6 protein-coding genes are annotated in these 14,229 nt (G+C 40.6%); 4 read left to right on the forward strand and 2 right to left on the reverse strand.

The features are described 5' to 3' along the window. Positions 1-96 precede the first annotated feature (96 nt). From addB to BK585_RS02085, 4 genes are read left to right on the forward strand one after another with little or no spacing between them, the layout of a single operon-like run. Complete coding sequence (gene addB, locus BK585_RS02070; protein ID WP_078551480.1) at positions 97-3,594, forward strand: helicase-exonuclease AddAB subunit AddB; 3,498 nt, start codon at positions 97-99, stop codon at positions 3,592-3,594. Further along, entirely contained in the window at positions 3,595-7,302 is a 3,708-nt protein-coding gene (gene addA, locus BK585_RS02075; protein ID WP_078551481.1) for a helicase-exonuclease AddAB subunit AddA, read from the forward strand. A 14-nt stretch (positions 7,303-7,316) separates the two neighbouring features. Next, on the forward strand, positions 7,317-8,486 hold the full coding sequence (locus tag BK585_RS02080) for an exonuclease SbcCD subunit D (RefSeq protein ID WP_078551482.1): 1,170 nt from the start codon (positions 7,317-7,319) through the stop codon (positions 8,484-8,486). Further along, positions 8,483-11,878 (forward strand): AAA family ATPase, encoded by a 3,396-nt coding sequence (locus BK585_RS02085; protein ID WP_078551483.1) that lies wholly within the window; start codon positions 8,483-8,485, stop codon positions 11,876-11,878. Before BK585_RS02080 ends, BK585_RS02085 begins: the two co-directional genes overlap by 4 nt. 309 nt (positions 11,879-12,187) lie before the next feature. On the opposite strand, the gene srtB is transcribed toward BK585_RS02085, so the two are convergent. Next, positions 12,188-12,928, reverse strand: coding sequence for a class B sortase (srtB, locus tag BK585_RS02090; RefSeq protein WP_170885448.1), 741 nt, complete (start codon positions 12,926-12,928; stop codon positions 12,188-12,190). 105 nt (positions 12,929-13,033) lie between these two features. Continuing rightward, positions 13,034-14,164, reverse strand: coding sequence for a fasciclin domain-containing protein (locus tag BK585_RS24345; protein ID WP_078551485.1), 1,131 nt, complete (start codon positions 14,162-14,164; stop codon positions 13,034-13,036). Positions 14,165-14,229: the final 65 nt, after the last annotated feature.

A 14,229-nucleotide genomic window follows, 5' to 3' on the forward strand; every position in this document is an offset into this window, starting at 1 on the left:
CTTCATCCTTCTCTTAAATCCGAGGTTTCAGAAAGCTTATTACTCAGGTTCTATGATAAAATAGAACAACTACGACTACATAAAAGGGGGCTTGAAATGTCTATTCGTTTTATTATTGGACGTTCAGGTACAGGGAAAACAACACAATGCCTCGATGAAATGAAAAGTAAATTAGAAGAGAGCCCATTAGGTTCACCGATTGTTTATCTTGTACCAGACCAAATGACGTTTCAGTCTGAATATAAATTGATTCAAGAAGAAACTGTAAAAGGAATGTTACGTGCACAAGTATTTAGCTTTACTCGTTTAGCCTGGAGGGTGTTACAGGAAACGGGTGGTTTGTCACGATATCATATTGAACAAGCTGGAGTTCACATGCTCCTTCGAAAAATTGTTGAACATGAAAAAGAGCAATTTAAAGTGTATGCGAAAGCAGCAGAGACAACAGGATTCATTGAACAATTAGAGGAAATGGTTGCCGAGTGGAAGCGATATGCCATTACTCCTGAACGGTTAGAAGCAGAAAGAGCACAGTTGTTGACACAGGATTTACTGAAACCTCATGAAAAGGTACTCGCTGATAAACTAAATGACTTTTATATCATCTCAAAACAATTTGAAGAGCAACTTTCCGGAAAGTATGTTGACTCAGAGGATTATTTAACGTTATTGGCAGAGAAGATTCCATACTCTTCCTATATTGAGGAAAGTGAAGTGTACGTGGACGGCTTTCATAGCTTCACCCCACAAGAACTTCTTGTAGTTGAAGCGCTCATGAAAAAGGCTAAAAAAGTTACGATTGCTCTTACTATTGATGAGCCATACAATGATAAGCTTCCAAATGAGTTGGAGCTTTTTTCAATGACCGCAAAAACGTATCAACAACTTTCACGTATGGCTACAGAGCAAGGATGTCTCATAGAAGAACCACTACTGCTATCTGAACCAGTACGTTATAAAAATAGTGCAATCGCTCATCTTGAAGAGCATTATGATTCAAGGCCTGCTCTTAAATACGAGGGAATGGATACTATCTTTCAATTTACTTCGGTGAATCGCCGTGCTGAAGTAGAGGGAGTGGCTCGAGAAATCCTGCATCTTGTTAGAGAACATGGTTATCGCTATCGTGACATTGCTCTTCTTATTCGCAATAGTCAGGATTATAGCGATTTAATTGAAACGATTTTCAAAGATTATCAGATTCCGGTTTTCCTTGACCAGAAGCGGTCAATGTTAAATCATCCTGTGATTGAGTTTATTCGCTCTTTACTTGATATTATCCAAAGCAATTGGCGTTATGAAGCAGTTTTCCGCTGTTTGAAAACGGACTTGCTTTTTTCAGGAAATGTGAACAAACATAAACGTAGAGAAGAAGTCGATGAGTTAGAAAATTACGTACTGGCTTATGGCATTCAAGGACATCGGTGGTACGGAAAACAAGAGTGGACGTACCGTCGTTTCCAAGCAGTTGAAGCTAATGAATCTGTACAAACAGATGAAGAAATGCGAATGCAAGAAAAACTAAATAGCCTTCGAACAGAAATTGTTAAACCCATTCGAAAACTAGAGAAAAAGCTGATAAAAAAAGCGAATGTACAAGAGCTCTGTCAGGCTCTGTATCTTTTTTTAGAAGAGTTGAATGTTCCTAAAAAGGTGGAACGACTACGAGATGAAGCCATAGCTTTTGGAGAACTTGATAAGGCAAGAGAGCACGACCAAGTTTGGGGAGCAATAATTGAACTGTTGGACCAGATTGTGGAAGTGACAGGAGATGAGGTTGTCTCTTTTGATTTGTTCAGAAAAATGCTAGATACAGGAATGGAAAGTATGAAATTTGCGCTTGTCCCTCCAGCGATAGACCAAGTGCTTGTCGCAAGTATGGACCGTTCTAGGTTTTCAGATATTAAATGTACGTTTCTCCTTGGTGTCAATGATGGCATCATCCCAGCTAAGCCAAAGGAAGAAGGGGTACTATCTGAGGAAGAGCGCGACTTTTTAGCTAAACACGGCATGGAACTTGCTCCAGGAAGCCGACAGCAATTATTAGATGAATCATTTTTAATCTACCTTGCGTTAACAAGTGCTTCTGACCGGTTATACGTTTCATATCCACTGGCGGATGAAGAAGGAAAAACATTACTTCCATCAGGAGTAATTAAACGAATACAAGATTTAATTCCGACGGTTTCCGAGCAGTTTATTATAAATGAACCGAATGAGGTAAGTGAAGCGAATCAACTGTTATACGTAACCAATTCGACGAAAACGTTGTCGTTTTTATCTTATCAACTGCAGGCCTGGAAAAAGGGATATCCGGTGTCGACGATATGGTGGGAAGTCTACAATTGGTATGTAAAAAATGAAGAGTCACAAACCAAAGCACGGACCGTACTATCGAGCTTGTTCTACCAAAATAAAGCAAAGCGATTAAAGAAAGAAACAAGCAAGGCATTATATGGAGACCACATTCAAGCGAGTATTTCGAGAATGGAGAAATATGAAAGTTGTTCTTTCTCACAGTTCGCCTCCTATGGCTTAAAGTTAAAAGATCGAGAAACGTATCGCCTAGAAGCCCCAGATGTCGGGCAGTTGTTTCATGCAGCGCTTAAGCTAGTAGCTGATCATCTAAGAGAGCAAGGAATTCATTGGGGTTCATTAACCACAGAACAATGTGAAAAGCTAGCAACGACGATGGTCGGAAAGCTAGCACCAAAAATCCAACGAGAAATACTATTAAGTTCAAACCGGTATCAATATATTACCCGAAAGCTTGAACAAGTTGTCGGACGAGCCTCATTAATTATGAGGGATCATGCGAAGGTAAGTGGCTTTTCTCCGGTTGGATTAGAGGTAGGATTTGGGCCAAAAGAGCCTCTTCCGCCGATCCGATTTCTATTGAGCAATGGATGTACGATGGAGTTAATCGGACGGATTGACCGAGTCGACCGAGCGGATGTAGAAAAAGGAACACTTCTTCGGATTATTGACTATAAATCAAGTGCCAAGGCGCTTCGCTTAGATGAAGTGTATTATGGCCTTTCCTTGCAAATGCTGGTTTATTTAGATGTCGTGCTAACGTACGCCAAAGAGTGGATTGGCACTGAGGCTTTTCCGGCGGGCGTCTTGTATTTTCATGTCCACAATCCGATTATTCAAGCTGCAGGAGCATTATCACTCGATAAAATCGAAGACGAAATTTTTAAATCTTTTAAAATGAGAGGTCTCTTACTATCAGATGAAACGGCGATAAGAGAAATGGACCATTCCTTAGAAAGTGGCCACTCGAATATCGTGCCAGCTGGTCTTAAAAAAGATGGGAGCTTTTATAGCAATTCTTCGGTGATTTCACCTGAGGATTTTGACCATGTCCGACACTATTTACGGAAAAAGATGGTCACGATTGGTGAGAAGCTGACAGACGGTGAAATCGAGATTAATCCGTATAAATTTAAAAAGCAAACCCCGTGTACGTTTTGTTCTTTTAAATCGGTTTGCCAGTTTGATGCGTCGCTAGAGACAAATGAATACCGCATGTTACAACCTGAAAAGCCAGATGAAATCATCGCCAAAATACGAGAGGAGAGAGGTGAGTAAATGAAGATTGTAGAAAAACCGATAGGAAGTCAGTGGACCGATGACCAATGGAAAGCGATAGATGCAAATGGCAATAACATACTAGTCGCGGCAGCAGCGGGAAGCGGGAAGACGGCGGTTCTTGTTGAACGCCTTATCCGGAAAATTACAAATGAAAGCAATCCAGTTGACGTCGACAGACTTCTGATTGCGACATTCACTAATGCAGCTGCTAGTGAAATGAGAAAACGAATTGGTGAAGCCATTGAAAAAGAGCTGATTAAAAAGCCTTCTTCTCTTCATTTGCGCAGACAGCTTTCGCTTTTACAAAGAGCGAATATCTCAACGCTTCACTCTTTTTGTATGGCTGTCATTCGTAAATATTATTATAAGATTGATATAGACCCGACGTTTCGGATTGCTGATGATACAGAAGCAGAACTTCTTCGTGAAGAGGTAATGGAGGAATTATTTGAAACGGAGTATGGGAAGGACGACAATGACGCTTTTTATGAGCTTGTTGACCGATATAGTAGTGACCGAAGTGACAATGAGCTTCAAATTTTAATTCGACGCTTATACGATTTTTCCAGAGCTCATCCCGCACCAGCTCTTTGGTTGTCAGAGCTTCGTAACGCTTATCAAGTCACAGATTCGATAGATGAGCTTGTCTGGACAACAGACATTATGAAGGATACCCAACTTCAGCTGCAAGGCTGTCTTGCTTTAATCCAACAAGGGTTTGAACTTACCCGTTTACCTGGTGGACCCTATGCTTATGCCGAAACGTTTGAAGAGGACTTACAACTTGTCGAGTCGCTCCAACAAGCAACAACTTGGAATGAATTATATGAGAAATTCCAAACCGTATCTTTTTCAAAGCTTAAAACGATTCGAAAAAACGATGATGTACTAAAAGACTTACAGGACCATGCTAAAAAAATAAGAGAACGTCTGAAAAAACAAGTAACAAAGCTTCAGCAAGAGTTATTTGGTCGTTCACCCGAGTTAATGGTGAAAGATTTAAAAGAAATGGCGCCGGTTGTTAGCACATTGGTTGACGTCGTCCTTTCCTTTGCAGAAGGATATCAGACTATCAAAAAAGAAAAAGGTCTCGTGGATTTTGCTGATTTAGAGCATTTTGCGCTGCAAATCCTTACAACAGACAAACGTCAGATTGGTATTTATGAACCTTCAGAAGTGGCGTATGAATATAAACAACAGTTCGTTGAAGTACTCGTTGATGAATATCAGGATACAAATGTTGTACAAGAAACAATTGTTAAGCTCGTTTCCAAAGATAATAACATGTTTATGGTAGGAGATGTAAAGCAAAGTATTTATCGCTTTCGACTAGCAGAACCAGGCTTATTCTTAACAAAATATAAACAGTTTCAAAAGGGCGGAGATGATGTCCCGGGGTGGAGAATTGACTTAGCGAAAAATTTTCGCAGTCGTTCTGAAGTGGTAGATGCGACAAACTTTATCTTTCGCCAAGTCATGGACGAAACCATTGGTGAAATTGAGTACGATGAAGATGCGGAACTTAAGTTAGGGGCAAGCTACCCAGACTATGAACATATGAATTCAGAGCTTCTTCTCATCAATCGCGGAGAACCGTTAGAAGCAAGCGAAGATGAGCAGGATGGAATAGATGAAGAAGAAGAGCTTGAAACAGCTCAATTAGAATCAAGATTCATTGCAAAGAAAATCAAACAATTAATAGACTCAAAGCATCAAGTCTATGATGGGAAAACCGGAAAATTTCGAAACATTACGTATCGGGATATTGTCATTTTAATGCGCTCGATGCCTTGGGCACAAACGATGACAGAGGAATTTAAGCAATACGGCATTCCGGTATACGCAGAGTTATCTTCAGGTTATTTTGAAGCAACCGAAGTGTCAGTGATGATGTCTTTGTTACAGGTCATTGATAATCCATACCAGGATATCCCGCTAGCTGCAGTACTTCGTTCTCCTATTGTAGGGTTGGAGGAAGAAGAACTAGCCAATGTAAGACTTCAAAAACGAGGAAGCTATTATGATGCAGTGAAAAAAGCCTCTGAAACAATTGAAGACAATGAAACGAAGCGTAAAATTAGTAACTTTATCGAGAATGTAAAACGGTGGAGAACAGAAGCAAGACAAGGGGCTTTGTCAGAGTTGATTTGGCAACTGTATCGTGAAACTGGGTATTACGACTACGTCGGAGGAATTTCTGCTGGAAAGCAGCGACAAGCTAACCTTCGTGCACTTTATGATAGAGCGCGAACCTATGAGCAAACGTCTTTTCGTGGATTATTCCGTTTTTTACGATTCATTGAACGAATGCAGGATAGAGGGGATGACCTTGGTGCAGCCCGTGCGCTGGGCGAGCAAGAAGATGTTGTTCGAATGATGACGATTCATAAAAGTAAAGGGTTAGAATTTCCGGTTGTTTTCGTTGCTGGTTTAGCGAAGCAATTTAATATGATGGATTTACGAAGCAAAGTGCTTCTTCATAAAGAGCTTGGTTTTGGAACAAAGTATATTCATCCAAAACTACGAATCACGTATCCTTCTCTTCCACAGTTAGCAATAAAAAAGCGAATGCATCTTGAGATGATAGCGGAAGAAATGCGAGTCCTTTATGTTGCATTAACAAGAGCAAAGGAGAAACTTTATTTACTTGGTACGGTGAAGGATGCTGAAAAAGCTTGCCAAAACTGGAGTATGCAAGCGGGAGTTTCGGACTGGTTATTACCAGACTATGAAAGAGTTCAAGCTAAGTCTTATCTTGATTGGGTAGGCCCGGCTGTTCTTCGCCATCATAGTGCAACCGACTATCGCCAGCAAGAAAGTGAAGCTGAAGCGGTATGTCAAGATAGCTCAAAATGGAACATGGCTTTTATAGATAGTAAGGAATTGGTTGCGTTAGATGAAGAAACAGAAGCAGCTAGCGAAAATTGGCTAGAAGCGGTTAAACAGTGGGAACCTGTTCAATTAGAAGAGACGTATGCAAAAACCATTACAGAAAAACTAGATTACCAGTATCCTTTTTCAGGAGCAGCGTCGTTTCGTTCAAAGCAGTCGGTGACCGAAATCAAAAGGGAAAAGACAGCGATGGAAGACTTGAGCGATACAACGTTTGTCGGCTCATTTAAAGCAGAAAAAGCAGACCGCCCACGCTTTATGCAAAAGCAATCGTTAACATCAACTGAAATTGGGACAGCGGTCCATTTAGTTATGCAGCATATTCCATTGCAAGAGGCGGTGACCAAGGAAACGGTCGAACAGCTTTTAGGAAAGATGATTTACAACGAGTTGTTAACGGAAGAACAGTCTGATGTCATCAACGTCGATGCCATTGTCGCCTTTTTTGAAACAGAAATTGGACAAAGACTAATACGTGCTCCTTTTGTTCAAAGGGAGATTCCTTTTAGTTTTTCGTTACCAGCCAAAGAGGCATATCACAACTGGCCCGAGCATGAGCAAGAGGTAGTCCTTGTCCAAGGGGTCATCGACTGTTTATTTACAGATGATAAAGGTACAGTGTTACTAGATTATAAGACAGATGCGATAACAGACCGTTACAAGGGTGGATTTAAAGAAGCGGAATCACATTTGAAAGAGCGATATACGATTCAAATTGATTTGTATAGTCGAGCTCTTGAAGGCATTTTGAAAGAGCCGATAGCTGAAAAGTATTTATTCTTTTTTGATGGGAATCATCTCGTGAAAATGTAAAAAGGAGAGTCGTTATGAGGATACTGCATACTGCCGATTGGCATTTAGGGAGAACGTTAGAAGGTCGAAGTCGTCTTGAGGAACATGCGGCATTTATGGATGAACTCCATCGAATTGTGAAGGAAGAGCAAATTGATGCGGTAGTAATGGCTGGTGATGTGTTTGATACCGTGAATCCACCAGCCGCGGCAGAGCAATTGTTTTATGATAGTGTGTCTCGACTGGCTAATAAAGGGGAGCGACCTATCATTCTGATTGCTGGAAATCATGATAATCCTGATCGCCTTTCCGCTGCTTCACCACTCGCTTCTGAACAAGCGATTACGATTATTGGCTATCCGACAGAAGTAGTCGTATCTGTTCCAATTAAAAGAACAGATGAGAAACTGAATGTAGCGGCACTTGCATATCCTTCTGAGTCACGACTAAATGAGTTGCTCGCTCCAACGGTTGATGAAACGTTATTACGTGATGAATATGATGTTCGCGTACGTCACCTTTTTACTAAAATGTCTGAGCAATTTTCAAGCGATGCTGTCAATATCGCGATGAGTCATATTTATGTGGCAGGAAGCAGTTCAACGGAATCAGAACGTCCGATTGAAGTGGGAGGCGCTTATACGGTCCGAGCGACAAGTATGCCAGCTGCGGCTCAATACGTCGCTCTTGGACATTTGCATCGCCCACAAATTATTAAAAATGCACCAACGATTGCAAAATATTCCGGTTCTCCATTAGCCTTTAGTTTTTCAGAAGCAGGCTATGCGAAATCAGTCTCTATTATAGATGTTGTGCCTGGAAAAGAAGCTAACGTGTCAGAAGTGTATTTATCGAGTGGCAAACCGCTCGTTCGCTGGAAAGCGAAGCAAGGATTAGCTGAGGTTTATCAGTGGTTGGATGAAGGCCGAGATAAAGAGGCGTGGATCGACCTGGAAATTCACTTGGAGCATAGTTTATCGTTAGAGGAAATTCATCGATTGCGAAAGCTTCATACAGGCTTTATTCACATTCGACCTGTGTTTGCGGAAATGGCAGAGCGAGAGCTGGTCCGAGCAGCTAATGTACCAATTGATGAATTATTCAATCGATTTTATAAACGTCAATCTGGCGGAGCTGAACCAGAGCCTGAGCTCACGCGCTTGTTTCTCGAATTGATTAACGAGGAAAAGGAGGAATCGCAATGAGACCATTATCATTAAAAGTTGCTGGTTTACAAAGCTTTCGGGAAGAGCAATATGTTGATTTTTCAAAGCTTTGTGAAGGTGGGGTTTTTGGGATCTTTGGTCCGACGGGGAGTGGGAAATCCTCTTTACTTGATGCGATGACGTTAGCACTTTACGGAAAAGTGGAGCGGGCGTTAAATAATACTCAAGGAATTATCAATCATGCAGAAGATACGCTCGCTGTTTCCTTCACGTTTGAGTTAGCCAATGGGGACGAAACAAAGAAATATCAAGTGGAGCGAAGTTTTAAGCGAACCGGAGATGTGACCGTAAAAACAGCCAATTGCCGTTTTCTTGACCTCACCGATGAAACAGTTGTCATTGCCGATAAAGCTAATGAAGTGAATGCAGCCGTCCAGGAGCTTCTCGGGTTATCAATTGATGATTTCACAAGGGCCGTCGTTCTTCCCCAAGGAAAATTTGCCGAATTCCTTTCTTTAAAAGGAACAGACCGTAGACAAATGCTTCAGCGCCTATTCCATTTGGAAAAGTACGGGGATGAGCTTAATCATAAGCTAAGAATTCGATCGCAAAAAGCACAAAACGAAGTCAATGAAGTGAAAGCCGAACAAGTTGGTTTAGGAGATGCTTCCGAGGAAGCGGTAAAAGAGGCCGAAGCGCGAGTGTCTCTTACAGAGAAAATGGTCAGTGAAAATCAGGACAAGCTATTGCAGGCAGAAGCTCAATTTGAACAAGATAAGAAGATTTGGAACTGGCAATTAGAAAAGGAACAGGCTGTCCAACAAGTAGAGGAACTACAGCAAAGAGCAGAAGAAATCAAAATTCTAGAAGACCAGCTTGAGGGCAGTAAACAAGCTGAAAAACTCATTCCATATATAGAGGAACTAAAAGAAAGTGAAAAAAGCCATATCGAGTGGACAGAGAAAACGAAACATGCTGAAGTAAATTATCAAAATACACAACAACGATTTATCCAAAGTAAGGCTGAATACGAAGAGGCCAGTCAAAAACGAGTAAACGAAGAACCTTCTTTACTTGTGCGCCTAGAACAACTGAGACATGCCGAAGAGCTTGAAGCGACGATTACCAAAAATGAAAACGATGTTGAAGTAATCTGGGCCCAGGTAAAGCAGTTAACCGTGAAAGTTGAGGAGCTTGACCTGCAAATCGCCAAAGAAATGGAACTGAAGAAAAAAGGCGAGGAAAGACAAGCTCAATTAAAGAAAGAACTTGAATCGATTCAAATTTCTTCAAAAGAAAAAGAGAAAATATATGTAGCCTATGAAGAAAAAAAGGATATCGACCGTGCCCAACAACTCCTCACTGAAATCGAAGCAGATGTAAAAGAACAAGAAGATGTCTTACGAACGTTAACAAATAGACAAATGAAGCAAAAAGAAATGCTAAGTACCGACGAAGAGCAATTGTCTCTTTTATACATTCAAACAGACACCTTATACGATAAGCTATGCAAGCAAGAACAAAAGGCTGAACAGCTTCAAGTGTATGCAGAGCGAATGTATGAAAAGGAAAAACAAACACTTGAGGAGCAGAAGGTAAGAGTATTGGCGATAGACCTTGCCGAAAAACTTCAGGATGGAGAAGCCTGCCCAGTATGTGGGTCAACGGACCATCCACATAAGCTGACGTCGGCCCATGAATCCCATGACGAAAGTGTTCTTGTACAATTAGAAAGTTGGAAACAAACAGCGGGACACACCATTCAAAACATTCAACAGGGGAAATGGCAGCTTCAGCGTTTGATAGAGGATATTATGAATGAGGAGATAGAAGTATCGGCAAGTGCTGCAACCATAGAAGAAATAGATGACCTTGAACAATACTCAATGGCTGATATGACCATCGACCAAGGAGAAGCGCTAAAAAATAAACTTGCGACAGAAGTCTCTCATTCAATAGAGGCCATTGAAGAACTGCATCATCGTGGTAAAAAGCTAATGATAGATTACCGTAATCATACAGAAGCTCAAATAGAAACCACTCTGTTACTAAAGCAAAAGCAAGATGAGTGTCAACGGGTAAAAAAGAAACAAGAAGAAGCTCAAGCGAACATGGAGCAACGTCTTGCAAACTGGAAGATTGACATCCCACTTGAGACAGTAATTACAAGCTATGAAAACATGAAAGAAACAGAACAAAAAGTAGAAGACCTACGTTCACGATTAGAAAAAAGCATACCTTTTCTTGAAGAAAAAGAAAATAGCATTCGTAAACTGCAAGAGAGAAAACATGAAGAAAGCCGACAAGAGGCATCTCTTCGTTCACAATATAGTGAAAAAGTAAAAGCACAAAACGAGCGAAAAGAAAATCTAGTGAAAATCATAGCAGGCGAACAGGTACAAGCACTTGTGTCTACGGTAACGTCAACGCTAGAACGTATTAAACGAAATGAACAATCATCAAAAGAAGCATTCGAGAATAACCGTCTCTTATTACAGCAAACAGAAAAAGAATGGGCGATTGCTAAGGAATCACTTGTTACGGCATCTGCTCGTTTTGAAAAAGCAAGCAAGAAGTGGCAGGAGCTACAACAGCAATCACGCTTTGCTACCGTTGAAAGTGTAAAAGAAGCGTTACGAACGAAGGAAGAGTTAGAGCGATTAACGTTGAACATTGAGCACTACTATGACAAGCTCAAACAAGTCAAAGGAATAATTGCGAAGCTAGAGGAATTGCTTCAAGGCAATGCAATAGCACGTGACCAATGGGAACAATCGCAACAAAGATTAGCCTTAATGAAAGAAGCACTTCAAGAAGCACGAGAAGCAAGAGGAGCAGCGGTTGAAGTGTTAAAGGAATTAGCCAAAAAGCATGAACGCTATAGTGAGCTAGACAAACGAAGAGTCGAGCTTGAAGAAGAACTTGAGAAGTTCGGGAAACTACAAGCGGTGTTTAGAGGAAATGCGTTTGTTGAATTTATTGCAGAGGAACAGTTAGTTCAAGTGAGTCGCGATGCTTCAGAACGACTGCTTACATTAACAAGAGGTCGTTATGCCGTTGAAGTCGATTCAGCAGGAGGTTTTATCATCCGTGATGATGCCAATGGTGGAATCAAGCGACCTGTTTCTTCATTATCTGGGGGAGAAACATTCCTTACCTCTCTTGCGCTTGCGTTGTCCTTATCTGCTTCAATCCAACTTCGTGGTCAATATCCGTTAGAGTTCTTTTTCTTAGATGAAGGTTTTGGAACACTCGACCAAGATTTGCTCGATACTGTCATCACATCGCTTGAAAAACTACACACATCGAAGCTGTCAGTTGGAGTCATTAGTCATGTGCCTGAGCTTCAGGCGAGACTTCCACGAAAACTGATCGTAAAACCAGCCGAACCGAGTGGAAGAGGAAGTCAAGTGACCGTTGAAACGTTATAAATTCATGTTAGACGAGGGTGGACAAAAGGTTTTTAACCTTTTGTCCATCCTCTAAGCAATGAGCGAAACCGCCACCTTCTTTTAAAGCAAGTGTGAGTGGTTTTTCTCACAACGGGCTTTGTGGCGAGTGAAGCCATTGCAGCTGAATTCATGAAAAATTGTGCGTATTTCATGAAATATGTCAATAATTCATGAAAAGTGGAGGATAATCCATGAAAAATGAAGGCTAATTCATGAAAAATCACATTAATTCATCAAAAAGGAAAAAAACGTCCAGAGTAAGGTACTCTGAACGTCCATTGGGTCGGATTATTGAATTTTACGGGCGTGCACAACAAAGCGTGCATCGTTAAAATCATAAGCGCATGTTGATAGAGTTAGAATTTGGTCGTCCGATGATAACTCGATGTCTGTCTTATGCAACGACCGCACCTGTAATTCATGCAGGAAATCAAGATACTCCTCATCTGTATCAAAATCGGTAACAATGTAATAAAAGGTAGTGTCTGTAACATAAGCCGAGAATATCTCCCACCTTGTCTCCTCATAAAGAGACTGAACGGAAAACACCTGATTCTCTTCGAAGAACTCAATGTCCCTAAACGCCATTAACCCTTTAAACATAGAGCCATCTCTCATATGGTGGCCATATAAAATAGAGTGGCGGTCTGTAAAATCAGAGGCATTGCGAAAATCCATAAAGATAGAGCCAGCCTTAGATGGGGTCTGTTCAAAATCATGAGTTAGGTAATATTCGTTATCGTCCCTTTGAACGATTGGATAATCAATCTTTGTATCTTCAATAGATATCCAACCGACCGTGTCTTCATTAATATCTAGTAATGACTCAAAGGGTTCTTGGATTATTGGTTCATTGGATTCTTTAGGGGGGATGCTTTTCTTTGGAATAACATCATTGTTGTACACCTCTTGTACAGATGCATATACTTGTTGATTTTGGTAGCTTGATACATACGAATCAACCACTTTATAAGTTGAAAATAGAAATATAGCAATACAGCTATATACAAATACTCGTTTTATTTTCATGGAAAACATCCTAACTACTGAACGCGATAGGTGAGGGTGTCAAAAGGGGGTTAATCCTTTTGACACATTCCACCGTAATTTTCTAAAACTATGTGTTTTACTTGTTTACGCTCTACTAAACTTCTTTCTTCCTAGAAGATAGAATAGTGTACCACCGGAAATAATAGAAAGAAGTACATAAACTAGAATAGATTCGTTACTTGTTTTTGGAATGGCTGGAGTAGCTGCTTCTTCTTCATCAGCTTCATTTCCCCCAGGAGTTGAACCTTCAGTTGTTTCTTCTGGTGCTTCTTCTTCAACTGGTTCTGCAGCTTCGTCACCTTGAGGCAGTAAGACTGCATCAATTACGTGAATGACACCGTTAGAAGCTTCAATATCTGCTGTAACAACGTTTGCATCATTCACACGAACAGGATCCAATGAGATAGTAACTGTTTCTCCATTTAACGTAGTAGCTTCCATGCCATCAGAAAGGTCAGAAGACATAACTTTTCCTTCAACAACATGATATAAAAGAATGCTAGCTAAATCGTCACTTTCAAGCAATTCTTCAGCAGTTAGCCCTAACTCTTCTAATAAAGCAGCAAACGCCTCATCAGTTGGAGCGAACACAGTGAAAGGACCTTCACCTTTAAGTGCGTCTACTAAATCTGCAGCTTGAACGGCAGCAACTAATGTATTGAACATACCAGCAGATACGGCTGTATCAACAATATCAGCTTGAGCTGGTTCTTCAGCTTCCTCTTCTCCTTGTGGCAATAATACCGCATCAATTACATGAATGACACCGTTAGAAGCTTCAATGTCAGCTGCAACTACATTAGATTCATTTACACGAACAGGGTCTAATGAAATAGTAACTGTTTCTCCATTTAACGTAGTAGCTTCCATGCCGTCAGAAAGGTCAGAAGACATAACTTTTCCTTCAACAACATGATATAAAAGAATGTTAGCTAAGTCTTCACTTTGAAGTAACTCCTCAGCAGTAACACCTAAATCGTTTAATAAAGTAGCAAAAGCTTCATCAGTTGGAGCAAAGACAGTAAACGGTCCCTCACCTTTAAGTGCATCAACTAAATCCGCAGCTTGAACTGCAGCAACTAACGTGTTGAAGTCATCAGCAGCAATCGCAGTATCAACAATATCTGCCTCTCCTTCATTTGCTAGTGCACCCATTGTCATTGACATAAGCAACATAAAAACTAGTGACATTACAAAAATCTTTGATTTTTTCATTGTGAAACCTCCTGATATAAGTTTTGTATAAGTAATACACCATGAATGTATAACATTTGTTCATG

This window comes from Bacillus alkalicellulosilyticus (genome assembly GCF_002019795.1).
Taxonomy (GTDB): domain Bacteria; phylum Bacillota; class Bacilli; order Bacillales; family Bacillaceae_F; genus Bacillus_AO; species Bacillus_AO alkalicellulosilyticum.

Coding starts and splice junctions, on each gene's coding strand:
- BK585_RS02085 (WP_078551483.1), top strand. CDS start 8,483: ATGAGACCATTATCATTAAAAGTTGCTGGTTTACAAAGCTTTCGGGAA.
- BK585_RS02080 (WP_078551482.1), top strand. CDS start 7,317: ATGAGGATACTGCATACTGCCGATTGGCATTTAGGGAGAACGTTAGAA.
- addA (WP_078551481.1), top strand. CDS start 3,595: ATGAAGATTGTAGAAAAACCGATAGGAAGTCAGTGGACCGATGACCAA.
- BK585_RS24345 (WP_078551485.1), bottom strand. CDS start 14,164: ATGAAAAAATCAAAGATTTTTGTAATGTCACTAGTTTTTATGTTGCTT.
- srtB (WP_170885448.1), bottom strand. CDS start 12,928: ATGAAAATAAAACGAGTATTTGTATATAGCTGTATTGCTATATTTCTA.
- addB (WP_078551480.1), top strand. CDS start 97: ATGTCTATTCGTTTTATTATTGGACGTTCAGGTACAGGGAAAACAACA.